Source organism: Pedobacter jaeyakensis (genome assembly GCF_054461315.1).
Window position 1 is genome coordinate 1,690,408 of sequence record NZ_CM136921.1, and the last position, 24,065, is coordinate 1,714,472.

A 24,065-nucleotide genomic window follows, 5' to 3' on the forward strand; every position below is an offset into this window, starting at 1 on the left:
CTAAATACTAACGACTAAGTACTCAAAACAAAAGAGCTATGTCTTACAAAAAGGATAATAAATTAAAAAGCAATTTCACCTCGATCACCATTAGTTTGGCGTCGCCTGAGGCTATTTTAGAGCGCTCAAGTGGTGAGGTGTTAAAACCTGAAACCATCAACTATCGTACTTACAAACCTGAACGTGATGGTTTGTTCTGCGAGCGTATTTTTGGTCCGGTTAAAGACTATGAATGTCATTGCGGTAAGTACAAACGTATCCGTTATAAAGGAATTGTTTGTGACCGTTGTGGTGTTGAGGTAACTGAAAAGAAAGTACGTAGAGAGCGTATGGGACATATCAATCTGGTAGTTCCCGTTGCGCATATTTGGTATTTCCGTTCACTGCCCAACAAAATTGGATATCTTTTGGGTTTACCTACTAAAAGATTAGACTTAATCATTTATTATGAGCGCTATGTGGTAATCCAGGCGGGATTAATGTCTGATGAAGGCATCCAGTATATGGACTTCTTGACAGAAGAAGAGTACTTGGATATCCTTGACAAGTTACCTAAAGAGAATCAGTACCTGGACGACAAAGATCCTAATAAATTCATCGCCAAAATGGGTGCTGAAGCCTTAGAGGATCTTTTGAAACGTATTGATCTAGACTCACTTTCTTATAATTTACGTCACCAGGCTGCAAATGAAACTTCACAACAACGTAAGAACGAGGCGTTAAAACGTCTTCAAGTTGTTGAGGCTTTCCGTGGTTCAAGGACTCGTATCGAGAATAATCCAGAATGGATGATTATCAAGATCGTTCCTGTTATTCCACCAGAATTGCGTCCTTTAGTTCCATTGGAAGGTGGTCGTTTTGCTACTTCTGATTTAAATGATCTTTATCGCCGCGTTATTATTCGTAACAACAGGTTAAAGCGTTTAATCGAAATTAAAGCACCTGAAGTAATCTTGCGTAACGAGAAACGTATGTTGCAGGAAGCTGTGGATTCGTTATTCGATAATTCACGTAAGGTTAATGCTGTGAAAACAGAAGGTAACCGTGCATTAAAATCACTTTCAGATATCCTAAAAGGTAAGCAGGGTCGTTTCCGTCAAAACTTATTAGGTAAACGTGTGGATTATTCAGCACGTTCCGTAATTGTTGTTGGGCCGAGCCTTAAACTACATGAATGTGGATTACCTAAGGATATGGCAGCTGAACTTTTCAAACCATTTATCATTCGTAAAATGATTGAGCGTGGAATTGTTAAGACTGTTAAGTCTGCAAAGAAAATTGTAGATAGAAAAGATCCTTTAGTATGGGATATCCTCGAAAATGTTTTGAAAGGACACCCAGTGTTACTGAATCGTGCTCCTACTTTGCACAGATTAGGTATACAGTCTTTCCAACCTAAATTGGTTGAAGGTAAAGCAATCCAATTGCATCCATTAGTTTGTACTGCTTTTAACGCGGATTTTGACGGTGACCAGATGGCGGTACATTTGCCGCTAGGCCATGCTGCAATATTGGAAGCACAGGTATTGATGCTTGCTGCGCACAATATTCTAAATCCTGCTAACGGTACTCCGATTACTGTACCTTCTCAGGATATGGTTTTGGGTCTTTATTATATTACTAAAGGCCGCAGGACAGATGAAGGACGCGTAGTTAAAGGACAAGATTCAATATTCTATTCTTCTGAAGAAGTTATCATTGCTTATAATGAGAAACGAATTGATCTTCATGCATTTATCAAAGTTAAAGTAAATGTAAAAGATGAGGCAGGAGTTATTGTAAATAAATTAATTGATACTACCGTTGGACGCGTGCTATTTAACCAAATGGTTCCGGAAGAGGTAGGGTACATCAACGAGTTGTTAACTAAAAAATCATTACGTGATATTATTGGTGATGTTGTTAAAATCACTGGTATGGCACGTGCTTCACGCTTCCTGGATGATATTAAGGAATTAGGTTTCCAAATGGCGTTCAGAGGAGGTTTGTCGTTTAACTTGCAGGATGTAAATATTCCGGTAGAAAAACACACACTTCTTGAGCAGGCTTCTGCTGAAGTGGAAGAGGTAAGGAATAACTATAACATGGGATTCATTACCAACAACGAGCGTTACAACCAAATTATCGATATCTGGACACGTATCAATAACCGTTTAACATCATTCGTTATGAATCAATTGTCTAACGACAACCAAGGGTTCAACTCGGTTTATATGATGCTTGATTCAGGTGCACGTGGTTCTAAAGAGCAGATTCGTCAGCTTTGCGGAATGCGTGGTTTGATGGCGAAACCTCAGAAATCAGGTTCAGGTGGTGAAATTATCGAAAACCCGATTCTTTCTAACTTTAAGGAAGGATTGTCAGTTCTTGAATACTTCATCTCAACTCACGGTGCTCGTAAAGGTTTGGCCGATACAGCGTTAAAAACTGCTGATGCGGGTTACTTAACTCGTCGTTTGCATGATGTTGCGCAAGATATGATCGTTAACTCTGAAGATTGTGGTACGCTGAGAGGTATGTACACAACTGCGCTGAAAGATAATGAAGATATTGTTGAGCCATTATATGATAGGTTATTAGGACGTATTTCTCTACACGATGTATTTAATCCGCTGGACGGAAGCTTGTTAGTAGGCGCTGGACAGGATATAGATGAAGACATTGCAAAAGCGATTGAAGAGTCTCCATTAGAAGGCGTTGAAATTCGTTCTGTTTTGACTTGCGAAAATCAGAGAGGTGTTTGTGCACTTTGTTACGGACGTAACCTGGCAACTGGTAAACGCGTTCAAAAAGGTGAAGCTGTTGGTGTGATTGCCGCTCAATCAATTGGTGAGCCGGGTACACAGTTAACACTACGTACTTTCCACGTGGGTGGTACTGCATCAAACATTGCTGCAGAATCTCAGATCATTGCTAAGTTTGATGGTATTATCGAATTTGAAAATGTTCGTACTGTTTCAACTAAAACGGAAGAGGGTGATACGCAAATTGTTCTTGGACGTTCTGGTGAATTCAAGATTGTTGAGCCTGAAACAGGCAAAATCATCATGACCAACAATATCCCTTATGGTTCATTCTTATATGTTGAGGATGGAGCTAAAATAACCAAGGGTGATAGGATTTGTTCATGGGATCCATATAATGCTGTAATTATATCTGAATTTGCAGGTAAAATTGAATTTGATGCGATCGTGGAGGGAGTGACTTTCCGTGAAGAATCAGATGAGCAAACTGGTCACCGTGAAAAGGTAATTATCGATACACGTGATAAAACTAAGAATCCTTCTGTAAGGGTTGTTGACAAAAAAGGTGAATTGATTAGAAACTATAACATCCCAGTTGGCGCTCACATTGCGATTGATGAAGGTGACATGGTTCAAACAGGTCAAATCCTTGTTAAAATTCCTCGTGCAACTGGTAAAACCAGGGATATTACGGGTGGTTTGCCGCGAGTAACTGAGTTATTTGAGGCGCGTAACCCTTCAAACCCTGCAGTTGTTACTGAGATTGATGGAGTTGTTACTTTAGGCGGAGTGAAACGTGGTAATCGTGAGATGACCATTGAATCCAAAGACGGTGAAATTAAAAAATACCTTGTGCCTTTATCTAAGCACATCCTGGTTCAGGATAATGACTTTGTTAAGGCTGGTATGCCATTGTCTGACGGATCAATTTCGCCAGCTGATATCCTTGCAATTAAAGGCCCTGCAGCGGTTCAAGAATACCTGGTTAACGGTATTCAAGAGGTTTATCGTTTACAAGGTGTGAAGATCAATGACAAGCACTTCGAAGTTATTGTACATCAGATGATGCAAAAAGTTCATATCGAAGATCCGGGAGATACTATTTTCTTAGAAAATAACTCTGTAGATCGTTGGGACTTTATGATCGAGAACGATGAGATCTATGATAAGAAAGTTGTTGTTGAAGCGGGTGATTCAAACACGGTTAAGCCGGGTCAAATCCTTTCTTTACGTAAATTGAGAGATGAGAATTCTCAGTTGAAACGCAAGGATCTTAAACAAATTGAGGTTCGTGATGCAAGACCTGCAACTGCGAGTTCAATTCTTCAAGGTATTACGCGTGCATCATTGGGTACAAAATCTTTCATATCTGCAGCATCATTCCAGGAAACTACAAAAGTACTGAACGAAGCAGCGATTGCTGGTAAACGTGACAATATGCTTGGACTAAAAGAAAACGTTATTGTTGGTCACTTAATTCCTTCTGGAACTGGAGTGCGCGGATACGAACGTATTATTGTTGGTTCTCAAGAAGAGTACGATAAATTATTGGCTTCTAAACAAGAAGAAATTGAGGCATAATAATTAGATAGATTTATTATAAATCCCCCTTCTTTAAGTTGGGGGATTTTTTTTGCTTTAATTTTTCCATAGATTACGGCATTTAGGAATAAAAATTTAGTTTTGTTGAATGCAAGAAGAAAATCAGGATAACCAGCTTAACATTGAACTTTCTGAAGAAGTAGCAGAAGGTATTTTTTCCAATTTGGCGATCATCACCCATTCAAATACAGAATTTGTATTGGATTTTATAAGGGTAATGCCAGGTGTTCCAAAAGCAAGGGTTAAGTCCAGGATCATCTTAACTCCCGAACATGCTAAACGGTTACTCGGCGCAATACAAGATAATATTGAAAAATATGAAGCTGTAAATGGGCGCATTAAAACCCAGGATGAGCCTCCAGGTTTCCCAATCAACTTCGGCGGACCTACAGCGCAGGCCTAGTAATTTTTTCCTGTATGTAACTAATTATTTGGTCAACTTGATTAGGTTCAAACCATGAGGTGTTTTCATCTTTTCTAAACCAAGTTAGTTGTCGTTTTGCGAATCGTCTGGTATTTTGCTTAATCTGCTCAATGGCTTCCAATAAACTAATATCCCCGTTTAGAAATCGGAATAATTCAGTATATCCAACGGTATTCAGCGCATTTAATCCTTGATGCGCATTTAGCGCTTTTACCTCATCAAGAAGTCCATCTTCCATCATCTTGTCAACACGGGAATTTATTTGCTCATACAACGTACTCCTGTTTGTGTTTAAGCCTATTTTAAGCACGTTAAATGGTCTTTTTTTTCTTGTGTTTGTTAGATAGGTTGAGAGTTTTTCTCCAGTTGACAGGAAGAATTCCAGACCCCTAATCATTCTTTGAGGATTCGATTGATCTACTTTATGGAAATATTCAGGATCTGCAATTTCTAATTCCTTACGAAGAAATGGTAGACCGTGCTCGGCAAATTGAACATTTAGTTTCTCCCTTATTAACAGATCTGTGTCCGGCAAGTTGTCAAGTCCATTGCATACAGCATTTACATAAAGGCCAGAACCGCCAGCTAATATTGCAATGTCTTTATCCCGAAATATATGGTCAATAATTGAAAGTGCTTCATATTCAAAATCACCTGTGCTAAAAAAATCCTGAATGCTGTGGGAGTTGATAAAATGATGTGGCGCCGCCGCCAATTCAATAGGCGACGGTTTGGCTGTCCCAATAGTCATCTCCTTAAAAAACTGCCTGGAGTCGGCAGAAATTATCTCTGTATTGAAATAATGAGCAAGATGTATTGCTAAAGCTGTCTTCCCAATCGCAGTTGGGCCAACAATTACAATAAGCGTTTTATCTTGCGCCATATCCGGCACTAGTAATCTTCTTTATACTCTTCGTCCTCGTAGCTATCGTTATCTGCAAACTCATCAGTTTCTTCGGTATCTTCCTCGTCACTTTCGTCACTTTTAACCTCTGTATTGATTCCTCTGCCTCCCATAGCTTCAAGTTCTTCTGTATCCTCAGGAACAAAATCCATTTCATTTAAAAAATCAAAATCAGAAGAAACCGGATTAGAGGATACAGCAACAGCCCCAAAATTATTCTTGTCGATTATTTTAGGGGCCTCTCCCAAGCTTTTAACTAAAAAAGGATATTCTATATTGGGATCTGTCTCCAGAATGATTTTAATCAATTCTACATGAAAATCGAACGGTCTGTCAAAATTGTATATGTAATAAAACTTTTGGTGTGGATCTTCAATAAAGCTACTTAGTTTAGAGTTTTCCATTAAAGCAACACCTCTGTCAGTTTTACGCTGATTTGGAAGGTAGGCTATTTCATCGCCTTTAATCCAATTATCAGTACTGATGTAAAATGATGAAGACTTTTCGGCGGTATAACCTGTAGAACGGTGGACTGCTCTATGCAAATCTTCAAAAGTTTGGTTTGACTTAATATCTATTTCTCTTACTACTTCATCGAAATCTTCGAAACTTATTTTGAATCTATAAATTGCCATCTGAGCTTTTTTTCCAGTTGTAAAATTAAAAAATAAAATATACTTTGTAAAATAGAATTAAGGGCTTGCAGGGAGAAGGCCCATTTCCAAGGCTTTTTTCATCATAAACTTTAACGCCTCATCATAGCTATTTGTTATTTCACCTTCTAAAATAGCTTCTCTGATCGCGTTTTTTAATATTCCAACCTCTTTTCCTGCCCCTAATCCAAATGTTTGCATTATATCATTTCCAGAAATCGGCGGTTGCCAGTTTCTGATTTTATCGCGCTCCTCAACATCTTTTAGCTTTTGTTTTACCAGCTCAAAGTTATTGCGGTACTTTTTAATCTTGTATTCATTTTTAGTCGTAACGTCTGCATTGCACAGCAGCATTAATGCCTCTATGTCTTCACCGGCGTCAAATAATAGTCGGCGAACTGCCGAGTCAGTCACTACTTCCTGCGCCAGTACAATAGGGCGTAGGTGTAATTGAACCAGCTTTTGCACAAATTTCATCTTCTCATTTAGTGGAAGCTTTAGTTGGGCGAAAATTTGGGGAACCATCCTGGCACCTTTATCCTCATGACCATGAAACGTCCAACCATGACCTTCTTCAAAACGCTTTGTAGGTGGCTTGGCGATGTCATGAAGAATTGCCGCCCAACGAAGCCAGAGGTCATCTGTCACTTTGCAAATATTATCAAGCACTTGCAAGGTATGGTAGAAGTTATCCTTGTGCCCCTTTCCCTTAATAATTTCCACACCATGCAATGCAGTCATTTGAGGAAATATTAGTTCCAATAAACCAGTGTCAAACAAGTAATTAAAGCCAATTGACGGAACTGGAGAAAGAATAATCTTATTCAGCTCATCTGTGATCCGTTCTTTTGATACAATGCTGATTCGTTCTTTTTGTTTTTTGATCGCATCTATTGAATTTTCGTCAATTGAGAAATTCAATTGAGAAGCAAATCGAATAGCCCTTAACATTCTTAATGGATCATCCGAGAAAGTGATCTCCGGATTAAGTGGGGTTTTGATCAATTTGTTTTCCAGGTCATTTAGGCCGGTAAAAGGATCAACGAGCTTGCCGTAACTGTTTTTGTTTAATGATATAGCGAGGGCATTAATCGTGAAATCACGCCTTAACTGGTCATCTTCTATCGTCCCGTTCTCTACAATGGGCTTGCGCGAATCCGCTCTGTAACTTTCCTTTCTGGCACCCACAAATTCTATTTCAAGATCTTTGAACTTGAGCATTGCCGTACCGAAATTCTTAAAAACAGCAACTTTTGTTTTAAGCGCACTCCCTGTTCGCTCCGCGAAATCAATACCATTTCCCAGCACTACAATGTCAATATCTTTGGATGGCCTGTTTAGAAAAATATCCCTTACATAACCTCCAATTACATATACCTCTGTATTGTTTGAAGCTGCGGTTTCTGCAATAACCTTGAAAACAGGATGTTGTAAATATTTTTCCATCACTCGGTCTGCAAAAGTACAAAAACTTACCTTCTAATGAACGAGAATTGCCCTCCCGCGCCGATTTTGATTATTGTTGAAGGTTTTTTTGGAGTGGTTATTTCTTGTTCCCAGTTAACCACATAGTCAACTTTGTCTTTTATATCGCTACTGATCTCATCAAAAACGGTTGGTGTTGGTTGGCCGCTGATATTTGCTGAGGTGGAAGTAAGGGGTTTTCTGAATCTTTGCATTAACTGCTGACAAAAGTCGTGTTTTGGTATCCTTATGCCGATGGAGCCATCTTTATTGATGACATTTTCTGCGAGATTCTTTGCGCCGGAAAATATAACGGTCAAGGGGTGTTCTGCATATTCAATTAAATCGTAGGCTACATCAGGAACCTCGGTAACGTAACTCTGGATCTTACTATCATTATCAAGTAACACAATGAAACTCTTGTCTTCAGATCTGCCCTTAATTGCATTAATCTTTGCCACGGCCTCCTTATTTAAAGCATCACATCCTAGTCCCCAAACGGTATCTGTAGGATACAATATTACACCTCCATTTTTCAAGGTGTTTAATGCGTTTTCTATCTCTGTGCGAAACATTAAGTTAGTTGTTTAGTTAGTCAACAAGTTCTTTATACAGCGCCATTAACTGATCTGAGATCACCTCGGCGTTAAATTTTTCAACGTAATGCAGACCAGTATTTATCATTTTGTCCTGTAAAATAGGGTCACCTAATATCTTATTAATTGCATTAGCAAATCCAAGGTGATCCATTGGAGAAACATAGAGGCTATTGTCTCCTCCGGCTTCCTCAAGACAAGAACCAGTGGCTGCAACAACTGGTATGCCCGAATGCAATGCTTCTATAATAGGAATTCCAAATCCCTCATAAATTGATGGGTAGACAAATACTTCTGCCATTTGATAGACAACCGGCAGGTCTGTGAAAGGAACATTTTTTAAAAAGATAACCCGCTCATTCAAATTTAAGTTCATAATTTCTTGTCTTACCAAGTCTGCGTAAGGAGTTTCTTTGCCAATTACAACCAATTTAGATGATCCGGGCACATGGGCTAAAGCCCGCACCAGTGTGATTAAGTTCTTCCTGGTCTCAATTGTTCCTACACTGAGAATAAACCGCTCCGGAAGCTGATATTTGTTCCTTATGCTTTGTTTAATGTCAGCCTCTGCTTTCACTTTAAAGGCCTGATCACAACTTTGATAGATTACATCAATTTTCTCCGGTCGGATGCTAAAAAACTTTATAATATCCTTTTTGGTTCGCTCGCTAATGGCAATAATCTTATCCGCATGTTCACAAGCATATTTAATTTTCATTTTATAAATGAACCTGTCGATCGGATTAAATTGCTTCGGAAATAATAAAAATATCAGATCGTGGATAGTTACAACTGACGGGATTTTTTGGCGTGCTAAGCCGATAGGTATTTCATGACTCAAACCATGATATACGTCGATCTTGCAATCCAATAGTTGCTTTTTAATTCCTATTGATCTCCACCAAGGCGAGGGAGCGTCGGGCAAAATCTTTGAGATATTAGCAGGCTCAAAGAACTTATTGATTTGAGTTAGGTCCTTTGAGCCTGGGGTAAAAACAAAATACTGGTTTTCTGGATATTTGCTGGCTAGCTGGTTAATCAAGGATCGACTGTAGTTGCCTAGGCCGGTAAGATTATTTGCTGCTCGCTTGCCATCAAAACCAATATTCATGATGCTATACAGCTACATTGTTTTCTCTTAATGCATCATTAAGAGATGTTTTTTTATCGGTAGATTCCTTACGCTGGCCGATGATCAGGGCACATGGTACGTGGTATTCTCCCGCAGGGAACTTTTTAGCATAGCTACCAGGTATCACTACGGAACGGGCAGGCACGATGCCTTTATATTCTTTTGGCGTTGGACCGGTAACATCTATAATTTTAGTAGACGCAGTAAGTACAACATTTGCACCAAGAACGGCTTCACTTTCTACCTTAACACCCTCTACTACAATTGCACGTGAACCGATGAAGCAGTTATCTTCAATGATTACAGGAGCAGCTTGCACAGGCTCCAACACACCTCCAATACCTACGCCACCACTTAAATGAACATTTTTTCCGATCTGAGCACATGAACCTACAGTTGCCCAAGTATCTACCATTGTGCCTTCGTCAACATAAGCACCAATATTCACATATGATGGCATCATGATCACACCTTTTGCCAGGTAAGCGCCATATCTTGCACTTGCGCCAGGCACAACCCTAACACCTAATTCTTTATAATTGGTTTTTAATTTCATTTTATCATGAAATACAAAAGGTCCAACTTCTGTAACCTTCATCTGTCTGATAGGGAAATAAAGAATAACAGCTTTTTTAATCCATTCATTGATGCCCCAAGAATTTAGTACAGGTTCAGCAACGCGCATTTCACCTTTATCAAGCTGCATAACAACTGTTTCAATTGCTTCGCAATATTCATTATATTCCAATAAAGTTCTGTCTTCCCAAGCGGCTTCTACTAACTTTTTTAATTCTGCTATCATGTTAATCTTTTAATTTTTGACAAAATAAATGAATTTTATGTATTGAACGTTCTTTTCAATACATAATGTTGTTTTTTTGTTGCTTATTTTTGAAATCTTATGACTGAACAAGAGAAACTCAGGATTGATAAATACTTGTGGGCAATCCGGTTATTTAAAACAAGAAGTCTTGCAACCGAAGCTTGCAAAGCAGGAAGGGTAAAATTTAAAGGTCAAAATCTTAAGCCTTCGGCTATTGTTAAGCCGGGTGATGTGTACCAGGTGTCAAAAGGGATAGAAAAAAAAGTAATCGAAGTTGTAGAGCTTTTATACAATCGGGTAGAGTCGAAGATTGCGGTAACCAAGTATAAGGACATCACACCTGAAGAAGAAACCCACGCCTTCAAATCTGTGTTTCATGCACCTGCATTAAAACGCGACAGAGGGACAGGGCGACCGACTAAAAAGGATAGGAGAGAGACAGACGATTTAATTGGTGGCCTTTATAAGGAGGATTAAAAAAGAAAGGCCCGGAAACTCCGGGCCTTTAAAATAAGTTGGTGAATTTACTTTTTATAAGCTTCATTTAATCCGATGATCACTTCGCTTGTTACATCAAGACTCTCATCAGCAAACAAAATATCGCTGCTGCCTTTGGAATATTTTAACACCATTTTAAAGCCTTTTTTCTTGGCGTAAGATTTAAGGTATTCTGCAATTTTATCATTCAGTTTTTCGTTTTCAGCGGCTTGCTCCGACTGTAAAGCCGCACCTGCATTTTGCTGATACGCTTGTAATTCCTGTTGTTTTCTGCCTAGTCTTTGCTCTGTTGCGGCGCGCTGGTCTGCAGGTAAAGTATTTGCCTGTTGTTGGTATTGCGCCACTTCTCTTTGATAAGCCTGAGCTTTAGAAGCCATGTCTTGCTGAGCTGTTTTTGCTTTGCTTTCCAACTTTTGATTAACGTCTTTAAAATATTGATACTTTGTTAATAAAGAATCGGAATTTACATAAACGATTTTCTCATTGTCGGGAACCGCAACTGTTGTTGTTTTCGAACCTGCAGCAGGTGCCGCCTCTTTGTTTTGACATGCAGACATTACAGAAATGATGACTGCAGCGGTAGCAATGCTGCTAAATTTGGTTGTTATTTTCATTTGATTTTTAAAATTAAGAAGCCTTAACTGCTTCTAAAATGCTTTTTTCCTTTGTTTTTTTATAGTATTTTTAGTGCCTCGGCAACAGTTAAAAATGCTAAAGTTCAACAAATATAAAATTTCAAATTTAGTATCCTAAACAAGTGCATTTTTTACGTTGTTTTTTGCCAGTTTAAGCTCAAATAGTTACTAACATATACCTTTAATTGACCTTAAATGGTTAAATTTGAAGCTAATTGTTTTAATAAAAATTATGAGCGAAGAACAGGATTCAAAGTCAAATTATTCGGCAGATAATATACAGGTATTAGAGGGTTTAGAGGCGGTTCGCAAGCGTCCTTCTATGTATATTGGTGATACTGGAATTAAAGGGTTGCACCATCTGGTTTATGAGGTTGTAGACAATTCCATTGATGAGGCGCTAGCCGGTCATGCCGATACCATTTATGTAAATATACTTAAAGATAATTCGATAAGAGTTGAAGATAACGGACGTGGAATACCGACCGGAATTAATACAAAAGAACAGAAATCAGCACTAGAGATCGTTATGACTGTGCTACATGCCGGGGGTAAATTTGATAAGGATACCTATAAGGTTTCTGGAGGTTTACACGGTGTGGGTGTAAGTTGCGTTAACGCACTCTCAACACATTTAAGGGCAGAAGTTCACCGCGAAGGAAAAATATGGGTTCAGGAGTATAACATCGGTAAGCCCCTTTACGAGGTTAAATCAATTGGAGATACTGATAAAAGAGGTACCATAGTAACTTTTACACCTGATGCTACCATCTTTACCCAAACTACAGAATATCGTTATGATACCCTGGCTTCGAGGTTAAGGGAATTGTCTTTCCTCAATAAAGGCATTAAGCTTACGCTTACAGATGAGCGTGAAGTGGATGATCAGGGTAATTTCCTAACTGAACTTTTTCACTCTCAAGGTGGTTTAAAAGAATTTGTTCAGTTTCTTGATGGCAACAGACCATCATTAATCTCTGAGCCAATTTATGTAGAGGGCATTAAAAACGGTATACCAGTTGAACTTGCTTTACAGTACAATGATAGCTATGCTGAGAACGTACACTCTTACGTAAACAACATCAACACGCATGAAGGTGGTACACACATCGCAGGTTTTAGAAGGGGTTTAACCAGAACACTAAAAGCTTATGCAGATAAATCTGGTTTGCTAAAAAATGTTAAGTTTGAGATCACCGGAGATGATTTCCGGGAGGGATTAACTGCAGTTATCTCGGTTAAAGTCCAGGAACCGCAATTTGAAGGGCAAACCAAAACCAAATTAGGTAACTCAGAGGTGATGGGAGCTGTTGATATTGCAGTAGGAGAGGCACTAGGTATTTACCTGGAGGAATATCCGCGTGAGGCAAGGTCAATCGTAAACAAAGTAATTCTTGCCGCTACGGCACGTGCTGCTGCCAGAAAAGCTCGCGAAATGGTTCAGCGGAAAAGCGTTATGGGTGGCTCTGGTTTACCCGGCAAGCTTGCCGATTGTTCCGATAGTGATCCTGAAAAATGTGAGCTTTATCTGGTCGAGGGAGATTCAGCTGGTGGAACGGCCAAGCAGGGCCGAGACCGTAATTTCCAGGCAATTCTTCCACTCAAAGGTAAAATCCTTAACGTGGAGAAGGCAATGGAGCACAAAATCTACGAAAACGACGAGATAAAAAATATGTTTACCGCGCTCGGTGTTAGCATCGGGACACCAGAAGATGATAAAGCACTAAATCTTCAAAAACTGAGATATCATAAGATTGTGATCATGACGGATGCTGATATCGATGGATCTCACATTACAACATTAATCTTAACATTCTTTTTCAGGTATATGAAAGCGTTGATTGAGGCTGGATACGTATACATCGCTGCGCCGCCGCTTTATCAAGTTAAAAAAGGAAAAGAATTTGAATATTGCTGGAACGATCAGCAGCGCGATGCTGCCGTACAACGCTTAAAAGGTGCTGGTAAAGAAGAAAGCGTTCATATTCAACGTTACAAAGGTTTGGGTGAGATGAATGCAGAGCAACTTTGGGATACTACCTTGAATCCTGCTACAAGAACGTTAATGCAAGCCACTATTGAAAACGCGGCAGAGTGTGATCATACTTTCTCTATGCTAATGGGAGATGATGTTGCCCCTAGAAGAGACTTTATCGAGCGTAATGCTAAGTATGCAAAGATCGATGCTTAGTTTGTAACATGATAAATGGAAGGCGCTTCTGCAAAGAGGCGCCTTTTTATTTTCCAACAGGCGAAAATTTTACATCGTTGATAAAAACCAATGTTTTGGGTAATAAGTTTACAATGCGCCTGGCTTCGTCTTGTGTTATTGTACCCTTTAGATTTAGTGTTCCAATATCAATTTTGCCCATTTCTTCAGGGATTAAAATATCTCCCATAAAGTCCAGGCTTAAGGTCTTTATTTTTGTAAGCCCCAATATTTCCGCAGGAATAGTGTTTACCCTAATGTGAATTCCTCCGAAAGCTCCGTCATTTTCTTTAAGTTGTTCCGCAACATTTGGATAAAGCATTGGATCTTTTTTTCTAACCATCCAACCTATCTGAGGCTTCAAGGCAAAAGTATTTTCATCCTGTGTGAGTCCTGTAAATCCAGCCCATATTTCCAACGGTGTGGTAATGGTTTGGCCGCTAGGGCTTACATCGTTGTAGGAAACGTCAACTTTTACCATCTCACTAGGTAACGAACGTGAACTGGTAAACCCTTTAAAATCACTTCTTCTTCCATTTTCATAGTATGGATAAAACTTCACAATCCAGCCATCTATCAATTCTTTTGCACCATATTGTTTAATGGAATGGTACTTAAACATGTTGCGCCAAAAATCTTTGTCAACTTTTCCGTTTGAGGCATTTAGAAATTCTTTAAGTACTGGGTTGATTTCGTCAATCCACCATCCCAACTCATATTTTTTAAGGTAGTTAGCCTTATCTAAAACTTTTTGCCAGTCGGCCGGTGTCCCTTCTATGGTAATTTCAGGTATTCCGCAAGAAATGTACACCATTACATAATCAAAAAAAGGCTTAACGGCCTCCATTAATGTAATTTGTGATGTGGCCTGGCTTGTGGCTGTCGTTGTACTGAAATCTGCTGTCATTGCAGTTGTTAAATCAGCTCCTGCAGCCGCAGCAACCTGGTTTGCGAAGGCAGGGAAAACATCTGTTTCCCATGGCGCGTTCGGGTCATCTAGTCGGATGCTCTGACTATTTAGCACTAAGCTGGCTTTACCTTCATGGCTTACAAAATACTTGCGTAGTTTTTCCGCATTGTTATTTACGTGCCTCGCAAATCCCTGTTCAATTAATAGCCATACCATATCTGGCGATAAAACAAAGGGCCTATGGTTGGCATAAGCCTGATACATTCCGGTAAAGAATGCGTGATCACCGAAATTAACCAGTTGCTCCGGCCCTTTACTTTGAGCAATAATTTTATATAAGTCTACCTTATCTTCCTGCGCCTTCTTTCTTATAGGATATTCAATTTGATTTAGAATTAGGTCGTTGTAAATTTCCTTATAGCTACTTAATTTAAGCAATTCTTTGGGTTTTTCTAACTCCTCCACTTTAAATGTAATGCCTTTTTGTGCTTGCATCGCTAAAGGAATAGCTAGTAAGCTGAAAATGAAAAAGAGTGATTTTTTCATGAGGTGTTATTTGGTTAGACGATGTTAGCGGATGACTAACAGGTAGTTGCCGCTCATTATAAAGTTAGATAAAAATAATCACTAATTCATATTCTTAGCTACTTCTGCAGACATCGGATCTGCTCTTTCCTTTAGATCTTTAATAATCGCATCACGATTTTCCTGCGGATGGTTTTGGCTCAATTTAAAAACATGCTTCAGATCGGTAACTTTCAATTCAAAGCCTGTTATTGCTTTCAGGTTTCTTTGAATATAGTCCTCGCTCATTTTGTGAAAGGCAGCCGGACTACTAGCTGGATCTTCATATTGGTTTGTTAGATTTTTAATCACCTGGTATGTTTCTTCGGGCGTAAACATCCTTATTTTGCCTTTGGCTTGCACGGTCATGTAATTCCATGTGGATGCAGATGCCGGGTCTTTGTAAACTGATGCGCTAACATAAGTATGCGCACCTTGAAACATGGCCATTACATTTGTGTACCTGGAATATGCTTCAAAATGATCCGTCTTGGTCATCATGTGGCCAATTAGATAAACTATATTTTCTCTCACATCAATCTGTACTGGAACCTGGGTGGCTACAGGGAAAATGCCATCAAAGCCAATAAGAGTAACGAAAGGGTTTTTATGCATGAAGTCTAGAACTTCCTGATGATTTTCTTTAGTAAAGTATGGAGGCTGGTACATTCTTAAAGTTCAGTATTTAGATCAAAAATGACCAAATTAATTATTTCTCAGCCATGAATAAGCTTTTCTGCTGTTTAAATAGTTTGGGTCTGTGTCATTTTCATAGGCTTCCTTTTCAAAACATATGTTCAGATAAGCCTGATGATGATTTTTCAATTTAATTAAATTGAAAAAGTAATGCAAGATATAAATTAGGTAAAAGAAAACAAGCAGCAATTCTACCTGCTGCTTGAAGTGTATCGTTTCGTGCCTTACAACCCTTTTGTTATTGAGTAAGTTTTCATTCTTAAACAGCATAAACGGGTAAAGCGCCATAGCCTCGGCAGGCAACTTTCTATACACTATTTTCCAACATTTCATTTATCATCAATGCCGTTACATGGTCTCATCTTCGTCCATGTCCTGTCCATTTAGCAGTTCTAGATCTGCTTCATCCAAATCAGTTTCTGCATCATCGCTCAATTCTAACTCCAGGTCGTCCGCTGTATTACCTGTGTCTTCCGCAGAATTATATCCACCTGCAACTTCCTCATTAATTGGTTTCTCCGGGGTTGAAGGATCTTGCTCTGCCGATAAGATCAATTCATTGTCTGCCTCTTGCTGGTTTTCGTCTTTCTCAGTATTCATAACGCTTAAGTTTATTAATAGAACAAGACAGCTGAAGTTTAGTTTAGGCTAATTTGGAACGCTTCATCAGCTTAATGATTAAAAGCATCACAGCGATAGAAAGAACAATAAGTACCAGGTAACTGTAACTTAGATTAGCTTCATCTTTTGCAGGAATAAAATAAATGATGCTATAGCTTAGTAGTGATACAATTACATAATTAATTCCCCCGGTTAAACCTCCGGCAATACCTGCATTTTTCGGAAACCGGCTTAAACAAAAGGTAAAAAAGCTGTTGAAAGTATAACCAGATGTCGCGTGGATCATAAAGGCAAAACAGATCATACTATATAGTGTAGAAACATATGCAGAGCTGATTAACATGATGATTCCAAATCCAAGCTGAAGCCATAAATTGATCATGAGTTTTTTGTTAAATGGCCTGTCAATGGTCAGCTTTCCGGTAAGTCCGCCCAACATCACTGCAACTCCCAATATTAACGAACTATAACCTGCAACTACCGGGCTAAGTCCCAACTGATGTTCTATAATAAAAGGTCCCGTCATGTTATAGATCATTACCATCGCATAGGAAAGGCCTAACATCACTATTCCAAGTGTAAAACTAGCTGTCTTGATCATTCCAGCATAGACTGAGCCAATTGTCTTTAGGTTAAACGCCATCTTTTGTTTGATGGTTTCGCCACTAAAAATTAATTCGAGAATAAGTATAACCGCTGCAAACGCAGTCAGGAAATAGAAATTAGATTGCCAACCAAAATAGGTTTGTAAATAACCTCCTGCAAATGGTGCAATTATAGGAGCGGTTGCCCATATCACAGAAAACATACTCAGGTAGTTCTTTAGCTGATCTCCGCTAAAAACGTCTACAAAATATGCCCTTTTAGAAACTACAATAGCCCCAACCGTAATCCCATGAATTATCCTCATGGCATAGATCAGATAGATATTTCCGGTGTTCGCTACCACTACACTTGCCAAGGCAAATATAATCAGGCTGATCAGGTTAATGCGGTACCGCCCGAAACTGTCGAGCAAACTGCCAACAAACAACTGCGCCAGGCCGTAACTTATCAGGAACAAGGTAAGCGTCATTTGAACTTGTATTTCGCTAACATGAAGCTTTACGGCCATGCTGGGAAGCGAAGGAATGTAAACATCCGTAGCAAAGCCAGACAAGGGTATTAATGCAAAAGCGAGTAGGGTAGCAATTCCCTGGTTTTCTTTTTTGAGTGGTTTGGTAAAGATCAAATTTGAAATGATTAATTCCCAAAGTTAATACATTCGTTATCAGGCGGAGGTAATTGCTAAATCAAAAATGCAATTTTACTGTTGTACTATAAAACAAGGGATGAAAATTCTGCTAACAGGCGCTACAGGTTACATTGCACAACGGTTACTCCCGGTGTTGCTTGAACACGGACATCATGTAACATGTTGTGTAAGGGAAAAGCAACGGTTTGATCAGGAAAAATATAAAGACTATCAACTGGACCTCATTGAGGTTGATTTTCTTGAAAAATCCACTTTGGACCGGATTCCTGATGATATAGATGTCGCCTATTACCTGTTGCATTCCATGTCGGGCGGCGCAAAAGACTTCTCCAAATTAGAAAAACAAACTGCCGAAAACTTTAAATCCAGGCTATCAGAAACTCAAGTTAAACAGGTTATTTTTCTTAGTGGTATTGTGAACAGCAAGGAACTTTCAAAGCATTTGAGTTCCAGGCAGCATGTCGATGAAACATTGAAGTCAGATAAATATGCCCTGACCACTTTAAAAGCGGGAATCATTGTGGGCTCAGGTAGCGCTAGTTTTGAAATCATTCGTGATTTAGTAGAGAAACTACCGGTCATGATCGCACCAAAATGGCTGAATACCAAATGCCAGCCAATAGCAATCCGAGATGTACTCAAGTTTTTGGATGGGGTAAGGTTAAAGGAATTCGCGTTCAACAAAGCATATGATATCGGCGGGCCCGAAGTACTCACCTATAAAGAAATGCTCATGCGTTTCGCAAAAGCCAGAAAGCTGAAACGTAAAATATTTGTGGTTCCGGTCATGACTCCCAAACTCTCTTCATATTGGCTCTATTTTGTGACCTCAACTTCCTATTCTCTCGCCAGCAACCTGGTAGAAAGTATGAAAGTAGATGTTGTTGCAGAACCAAACGACTTACCCGAAAAGCTAAACATACAGCCGCTTACCTACGAGGAAGCCATTAAATTGGCTTTTGGCAAGATCGAACAAAACCAGGTTATTTCCAGCTGGCGCGACGCCATGAATACTGATGTTTATGGGAAAGGCCTTTCAAATCTTGTACAAGTACCAGAAGAGGGGTGTTTTAAAGACAAAAGAACAGCTAAAGTTAAAGATGTAGATAAAACACTAGAGAATATCTGGTCTATAGGTGGTGAGAAAGGGTGGTACTATGCCGACTGGCTGTGGAGCTTACGTGGTTTTTTGGATAAATTATTTGGCGGTGTAGGCTTGCAGCGTGGCCGTACCAGCATTAATCAGCTGTTTCCTGGCAGCGTTATAGATTTTTGGCGGGTAATCCTGGCAGATAAAAAGGAGCGCCGCTTATTGCTCTATGCAGAAATGAAGCTTCCTGGGGAAGCATGGCTGGAGTTTAGAATAGATGATCAAAATGTCTTTCACCAAACTGCCACTTTCAGACCTGTAGGCATCTCGGGCCGACTATACTGGTACGCCGTTCTTCCTTTTCATGCCTTTATTTTTAAAGGAATGATGAATAAAATCATCAACGCTGAAGTGATTTAAGTCTTTCAAAACTTGTTTTAAAGAATAAAGCCTATAACTTTATTCCACAAGTTTTTTATGAACAACAGCTATTCAAATAGAGTCTCAAAATATTTACGGCATTACAATGTATTGTTAGTTTTATCACTGTTATTATTTTTTTCAAATAATTTGGTTGCTCAGGAAATCGGTGAGAAAGATCCTCTGGCTGGCATTTTGCAAAAACATAAAGGCAAAGTAGTTTATGTAGATGTGTGGGCCACATGGTGCCTTCCTTGTTTATTTGAAATGCCAAACTCCCGGAAATTAAGAGAAAAATTAGCAGGAGAAGACGTGGTATTCGTATACCTATGCGTTAATTCTTATGACGAGAAAAGATGGAAGAAATTAATTTCATCTAAACATATTGAGGGAGACAATTACCTGCTAACAGCACTACAATCTTCCGCGTTACTTCAAAAATACAATATCAAAGGAATTCCCAGATACATGTTGTTTGATCAAGATGGTGATGTGGTAAGCGAGGATGCAAAAAGACCCGGTGAAGCAATCGTATTGAAAACCATTAAGGATTTGCTAACTAAATAAAAAGGCCGAGTGTTCACTCAGCCTTTCGATGGTACATATTAATTATTTAACGCTGTTACTTGTTTAAGATGTGTTTTTAATGTGGGCAAGTATTTCGTCGCATAGGCTTTGATCTCCGCATCCGAAGATTTTGTTGCCATCTCAAAAAGATCAATCGCTTTTGTATGGTCATCAATCATTGTCTTCAAATAAGCTTTATCGAATTCAGTACCGCTTAACTTATTCAAGCTAGCTGCAGCTGTAGTCGTTTCTTCACTTTTACCCAAGGTCACATTTCTTTTAGCAGCAAGGGTTTTTAATTCTTCGTTAGCTTTCGTGTGGTCGCCTACCATCATCGTGCCGTAGGCTTTCACGCCTTGGTTTGTCGCTTTCTGCTCGGCAAGTTTTCCAAGTTCAACCTCCTTCATTCCTGCTGCACCAGCTTCCTGTATAAACTGGATGGCATTGGTTGTGTCAGGTGCCGTAATTTGCGAATTTCCTGAAGTTAATGCCGTTGGCCCTGCAGGTGTGTTTAAGTTCCGGTTGGTGGTATCGGTTCCAGCATCATTTACATTCGCTGTAGAATCAACATCAGATCCGCCGGTCTCTTTCGTGCTGGAGCATGCCGTAAATACTACTGCGGTCAGCATCACTAAAAATAGGTTAAATAGATTTTTCATAGGAATAGATTTTTAGTTTACTAACCAGAAATCTATTCCAAAAGTTTTTATCAATCTTATTTTTAACTACTTATTCTAACGTAAATGCTGGTAGCTCAATCTTTTTGCCCCCATCCATAGCAGACTCGTGCGCAAGTATGCCTACGCAGGTAATATTGGCCGATTGTCTTGCATTTGGAAACGGTTCTCTTTTGTTAACCAATGCGGAAAGGAATTCGTGTACTAAATGAGGGTGTGAACCACCATGACCAGATCCTTGTATAAACGAAAGGTGCTGGTTGCTATCTGCATCATAAACACCACCAGTTGTAAAGTCCTGAATCTCTTCTGGCAATAAGTGTGCATAATCCGGTATCGTCACTTTCTCCGGGGTTTCACCTGTATGGATTACGGATGCATCATGTTCGATCAGCGTCCATTCAAATGTCTTTTTAGAACCATATACATCAAAACTTTCCCGGTATTGACGGGCGGTGTTGAAGAGTGATCTGGTCACTTCTGCTGATAAGTCTGAGTCTTTAAATTTGATGTGGCAACTTTCAACGGCAAATGGCGAACCATATTTTTCAATTAATGGGGCGTCGATCGTACCACTCCCAAAACAGGATACGTATTCCGCATCCGCTTTTGCCAGCGCCAGCACCGGACCAACACAGTGCGTAGCATAATGCATTGGCGGCAAACCCTCCCAGTATCCAGGCCAACCGGCCATTTCCTGCTGATGGGAAGCCCTCAGGAATTGTAGTTTACCCATTTCGCCACTTTCATAAAGTTCTTTCACAAATAAAAATTCCCTGCTATAAATTACCGTCTCCATCATCATATAGGTCAGACCGGTCTCTTTCACCGCTTCTACAATTTGCCTGCATTCTTCCACGCTAGTTGCCATAGGTACTGTACATGCCACGTGCTTGCCGGCTCTCAGTGCTTTTATAGATTGCTCAGCATGATTTTGTATCGGTGTGTTGATGTGAACGGCATCTACGCCTGGGTCCTTTAACAATTCATCATAGTCTGTATAACGCCTTTCAATCCCAAATGCATCGCCAATTGCATTTAGCTTTTCTGCATCTCTCTGGCATATCGCATACATATTTGCATTGGGGTGGCGTTGGTAAATTGGAATGAATTCTGCTCCAAAACCAAGCCCTGTTATCGCAATGTTTATCTTTTTTTGCTCCATAAATATCAATAGATTTTTCTAAAAGTTATTTTATTTGAAATTTGATTGTAAGAAATGTAAGCCTTCTGATGCAAAGTCATCCTGACTGTCCGCAAATGGTTTCCAGATGCAAACTGCGGCCGCCAATTCCTTGTTCTCCGGTGTGAAGCTTTCAATGGCTACAATTCCTTTGTAATCAATGGCATTCAATCCCTCCCTGTAGGCGTCCCAGCGGGTTTGTCCTGTACCTGGAGATCCCCTGTAGTTTTCCGAGACCTGAACATGCAATAGTTTTTTGCCGCAAAGCTTAATTGCTGCCGCAATATCTCGCTCTTCGATATTCATGTGAAATCCATCGAGCACTATTCCTGCAGCAGGATGGCCAATATCTTTAACCAGCCTAAGTACATCTTCTGCCGTGTTCACCAAGTCAGATTCAAACCGGTTCAACGGTTCTATCGCAAGTTTTATTCCTCTTTTATCAGCCATATTGCAGACTATTCTTAGGTTGGAAACTGCCAGCTGCCATTCTTTTTTCCGTTGCTCAGCACTCACCATCCTTGCTTTTCCTACTGCAGAATACATGGGCCCTGCAAAGAAGGGTATATCCCAAAGCACACAAAAGTCCAGGCAAGCTTCAATGTACTTAAAGCATTGCTGATGCACTGCAGGATCTTCGTGCGTCAAATCGCGCGTAGGTCCGAATGCTCCGCAGATCACTGCTTTTAGTCCGTACTTTACAAGCCCGGCTTTTACCGCTTCGCCATCAATCAGATCAGGATCCTCTACCGCAATTTCTACTGCATCAAATCCCATCGCCGCTATTTTAGCAAACAATTCTTCTATGTTGGCAGTCTGGAAAGGGGAGGTCCATAGCCATGTACTCACCCCAAATGTTATTTCAGCTGCCATATTACTCCTCTAAGGATGTTCGGTGCTCCAGCATCACCACTTTATAACCGCCCTTGGTTTTGAAATAGAGCATCAATAAAAGGTAGCTGACCAGCATGATCAGTGGAAAAATCACAATATAACTAAGTGCTTCTTTTTTAGCCCCGTCCCTAATATTGGTAACAGTAGTTTGATCTGCAGGTGTCGCACTCGCAAGTTTTTCTTGATCTAAAGCCTTATATTCGCCAAACAGACTGGTTTTCTGTTCTGTTACATACGTGCTGTGTATCGCCGTATTATTGGTGATATCGTACTTCGCAATCTTTTGATCTACTGATTTATCTTGGATAAAACCCAAAATGCCTGCACCAATTACTCCTGCAGCTATCATTCCTAGTCCGCCGGTAATGTTAAGGGTCAGTGCCCCGCCTTTAGGGAACTGCTCTGAGACCAGCCCCAACATCGTAGGCCAGAAAAATGATTTCGCCAGGCCATAGATCGTTGCGGCCACAAGGATCATAATCCCGGTTGAGGCCGATAACATGTATAAGCCAATTACCGCAATACCTGAACATAGCGCCAGCAAACCCAGAGACGAAACTTTATGGGTTAATGGCCCGGCAAAGAAACGCAATACAAACATGATGGCCGATGTGTAAACCAAAACCCATCCGGCCTGCAAACCGATCTTCGTCATCTCAGGCGCCATTAAGTCGGTAATCCAACTGTCTGTGCCCAATTCTGTCGTTGCCAGCGGAATCATCACTAATAACAAGATGATGAATAACGGTCGACCGAAGCTGCGGGTATAGAAACCAAATCCTCCGGTTATCAAAAGCGTGATCAATACATTGGTGGTTGTAGACCATCCAAAAACGGCACCCAATTGAAAAATGATCAGCGCCACAATGATCAGCGCACCACCTGCACCAACTTCCTGCAGCATTTCTTTATAAGTTACGCCTGCCTGTACACGTTCATTAAGCGGAAACTTGCGGCCCAGGCTCATCACTCCATAGATCAGGGTAGGGATAAGAATTAGTGCAATCTTGTATTCCCAGCGGGTATCTACCCCCAGCATTAGCGCCATTATGCCTCCAAGCACAAGTCCACCTGCCCATCCTGCGTGCAGGATACTTAACCATTTGATTTTTTGTTTAGGGAACATAGTCGCTACAACAGGATTGGCAACCGCTTCAACGGTCCCGTTTCCAATGGCTACAATAAAAGAACCGATGTAAAGCATCCAATACCCCGTAGCAAAAATGGTTAGGAAAGCGGATGCAATATGACATACTACTGCAAATATCATTGCTGTCTTATAACCTATTTTGTCAATCACTAAACTAAATAGCACAATACTAATGGCAAAAGGCCACAAGCCTACACCTGCAATTTCTCCAAGCTGTGTTTGGGTAAGGTTAAAGTCAACGCCCCATTGCGGCAATATCAATGCACGAAGAATGAAGCCAAAGGCTGTAGTTACCAATGATATGAAACAGGCATAAAAGAGTTTCATATCAACTTTTGATTCTGACATGTTAAG

At 40.0% G+C, this 24,065-nt stretch carries 21 protein-coding genes; 6 read left to right on the forward strand and 15 right to left on the reverse strand.

Translation table 11 applies throughout. The features are described from left to right. Nucleotides 1-38: 38 nt before the first annotated feature. On the forward strand, nt 39-4,325 hold the full coding sequence (rpoC, locus tag ACXZ1K_RS07490; RefSeq protein ID WP_458972755.1) for a DNA-directed RNA polymerase subunit beta': 4,287 nt from the start codon (nt 39-41) through the stop codon (nt 4,323-4,325). 109 nt (nt 4,326-4,434) lie between these two features. Continuing rightward, on the forward strand, nt 4,435-4,749 hold the full coding sequence (locus tag ACXZ1K_RS07495) for a DUF3467 domain-containing protein (protein WP_458972756.1): 315 nt from the start codon (nt 4,435-4,437) through the stop codon (nt 4,747-4,749). Here ACXZ1K_RS07495 and miaA read toward each other — a convergent pair. Genes miaA through ACXZ1K_RS07525 form a run of 6 tightly spaced genes read right to left on the reverse strand, consistent with a single transcriptional unit; the run spans nt 4,733 to nt 10,321 of the window. Further along, nucleotides 4,733-5,653, reverse strand: coding sequence for a tRNA (adenosine(37)-N6)-dimethylallyltransferase MiaA (miaA, locus tag ACXZ1K_RS07500; protein WP_458972757.1), 921 nt, complete (start codon nt 5,651-5,653; stop codon nt 4,733-4,735). The genes ACXZ1K_RS07495 and miaA overlap by 17 nt on opposite strands. An 8-nt stretch (nt 5,654-5,661) precedes the next feature. Next, the gene (locus ACXZ1K_RS07505) at nt 5,662-6,309 is read right to left on the reverse strand and encodes an IS1096 element passenger TnpR family protein (RefSeq protein WP_458972758.1); all 648 of its coding nucleotides are present in this window, start codon (nt 6,307-6,309) and stop codon (nt 5,662-5,664) included. A 57-nt stretch (nt 6,310-6,366) separates the two neighbouring features. After that, on the reverse strand, nt 6,367-7,773 hold the full coding sequence (locus tag ACXZ1K_RS07510; RefSeq protein WP_458972759.1) for a CCA tRNA nucleotidyltransferase: 1,407 nt from the start codon (nt 7,771-7,773) through the stop codon (nt 6,367-6,369). Between the two features lie 26 nt (nt 7,774-7,799). Further along, complete coding sequence (locus ACXZ1K_RS07515; RefSeq protein WP_458972760.1) at nt 7,800-8,366, reverse strand: L-threonylcarbamoyladenylate synthase; 567 nt, start codon at nt 8,364-8,366, stop codon at nt 7,800-7,802. Between the two features lie 16 nt (nt 8,367-8,382). Beyond that, entirely contained in the window at nt 8,383-9,498 is a 1,116-nt protein-coding gene (locus tag ACXZ1K_RS07520; RefSeq protein WP_458972761.1) for a glycosyltransferase family 4 protein, read from the reverse strand. Nucleotides 9,499-9,502: 4 nt separating this feature from the next. Next, the gene (locus ACXZ1K_RS07525) at nt 9,503-10,321 is read right to left on the reverse strand and encodes a 2,3,4,5-tetrahydropyridine-2,6-dicarboxylate N-succinyltransferase (RefSeq protein WP_458972762.1); all 819 of its coding nucleotides are present in this window, start codon (nt 10,319-10,321) and stop codon (nt 9,503-9,505) included. 99 nt (nt 10,322-10,420) lie between these two features. Between ACXZ1K_RS07525 and ACXZ1K_RS07530 the strand changes: the two genes are divergently transcribed. Next, nucleotides 10,421-10,819, forward strand: a complete 399-nt coding sequence (locus tag ACXZ1K_RS07530; protein WP_458972763.1) for an RNA-binding S4 domain-containing protein — start codon at nt 10,421-10,423, stop codon at nt 10,817-10,819. 47 nt (nt 10,820-10,866) lie between these two features. Here the strand turns inward: ACXZ1K_RS07530 and ACXZ1K_RS07535 are convergent, their stop codons facing one another. After that, nucleotides 10,867-11,454, reverse strand: coding sequence for an OmpH/Skp family outer membrane protein (locus tag ACXZ1K_RS07535; RefSeq protein WP_458972764.1), 588 nt, complete (start codon nt 11,452-11,454; stop codon nt 10,867-10,869). A 253-nt stretch (nt 11,455-11,707) separates the two neighbouring features. On the opposite strand from ACXZ1K_RS07535, the gene gyrB reads away from it, so the two are divergent. Further along, nucleotides 11,708-13,666, forward strand: a complete 1,959-nt coding sequence (gyrB, locus tag ACXZ1K_RS07540; RefSeq protein ID WP_458972765.1) for a DNA topoisomerase (ATP-hydrolyzing) subunit B — start codon at nt 11,708-11,710, stop codon at nt 13,664-13,666. A 46-nt stretch (nt 13,667-13,712) separates the two neighbouring features. On the opposite strand, the gene ACXZ1K_RS07545 is transcribed toward gyrB, so the two are convergent. The 4 genes from ACXZ1K_RS07545 to ACXZ1K_RS07560 form a co-directional block, all read right to left on the reverse strand. After that, complete coding sequence (locus ACXZ1K_RS07545) at nt 13,713-15,140, reverse strand: DUF4419 domain-containing protein (RefSeq protein ID WP_458972766.1); 1,428 nt, start codon at nt 15,138-15,140, stop codon at nt 13,713-13,715. 81 nt (nt 15,141-15,221) lie between these two features. Continuing rightward, nucleotides 15,222-15,827 carry an FMN-binding negative transcriptional regulator gene (locus tag ACXZ1K_RS07550; RefSeq protein ID WP_458972767.1) on the reverse strand — a complete coding sequence of 202 codons (606 nt, stop codon included), beginning with the start codon at nt 15,825-15,827 and terminating at the stop codon, nt 15,222-15,224. Nucleotides 15,828-16,202: 375 nt separating this feature from the next. Beyond that, complete coding sequence (locus ACXZ1K_RS07555) at nt 16,203-16,454, reverse strand: hypothetical protein (RefSeq protein ID WP_458972768.1); 252 nt, start codon at nt 16,452-16,454, stop codon at nt 16,203-16,205. A 43-nt stretch (nt 16,455-16,497) separates the two neighbouring features. Beyond that, nucleotides 16,498-17,706 carry an MFS transporter gene (locus ACXZ1K_RS07560; protein WP_458972769.1) on the reverse strand — a complete coding sequence of 403 codons (1,209 nt, stop codon included), beginning with the start codon at nt 17,704-17,706 and terminating at the stop codon, nt 16,498-16,500. 100 nt (nt 17,707-17,806) lie between these two features. On the opposite strand from ACXZ1K_RS07560, the gene ACXZ1K_RS07565 reads away from it, so the two are divergent. Together ACXZ1K_RS07565 and ACXZ1K_RS07570 are read left to right on the forward strand one after the other, a co-directional pair. Beyond that, the gene (locus tag ACXZ1K_RS07565) at nt 17,807-19,240 is read left to right on the forward strand and encodes an SDR family oxidoreductase (RefSeq protein WP_458972770.1); all 1,434 of its coding nucleotides are present in this window, start codon (nt 17,807-17,809) and stop codon (nt 19,238-19,240) included. Between the two features lie 150 nt (nt 19,241-19,390). Then, complete coding sequence (locus tag ACXZ1K_RS07570) at nt 19,391-19,807, forward strand: TlpA family protein disulfide reductase (protein WP_458972771.1); 417 nt, start codon at nt 19,391-19,393, stop codon at nt 19,805-19,807. 38 nt (nt 19,808-19,845) lie between these two features. Here the strand turns inward: ACXZ1K_RS07570 and ACXZ1K_RS07575 are convergent, their stop codons facing one another. The 4 genes from ACXZ1K_RS07575 to ACXZ1K_RS07590 all read right to left on the reverse strand — a co-directional run bounded on the left by ACXZ1K_RS07575 (nt 19,846) and on the right by ACXZ1K_RS07590 (nt 24,059). Next, on the reverse strand, nt 19,846-20,466 hold the full coding sequence (locus tag ACXZ1K_RS07575) for a DUF4142 domain-containing protein (protein ID WP_458972772.1): 621 nt from the start codon (nt 20,464-20,466) through the stop codon (nt 19,846-19,848). A gap of 70 nt (nt 20,467-20,536) precedes the next feature. After that, a complete protein-coding gene (locus tag ACXZ1K_RS07580) occupies nt 20,537-21,649 on the reverse strand; it encodes a Gfo/Idh/MocA family oxidoreductase (protein ID WP_458972773.1) in 1,113 nt (370 codons plus the stop codon). 30 nt (nt 21,650-21,679) lie between these two features. Next, a complete protein-coding gene (locus tag ACXZ1K_RS07585; protein ID WP_458972774.1) occupies nt 21,680-22,540 on the reverse strand; it encodes a sugar phosphate isomerase/epimerase family protein in 861 nt (286 codons plus the stop codon). Nucleotide 22,541: 1 nt separating this feature from the next. After that, complete coding sequence (locus ACXZ1K_RS07590) at nt 22,542-24,059, reverse strand: MFS transporter (protein ID WP_458972775.1); 1,518 nt, start codon at nt 24,057-24,059, stop codon at nt 22,542-22,544. Between the last annotated feature and the right edge of the window lie 6 nt (nt 24,060-24,065).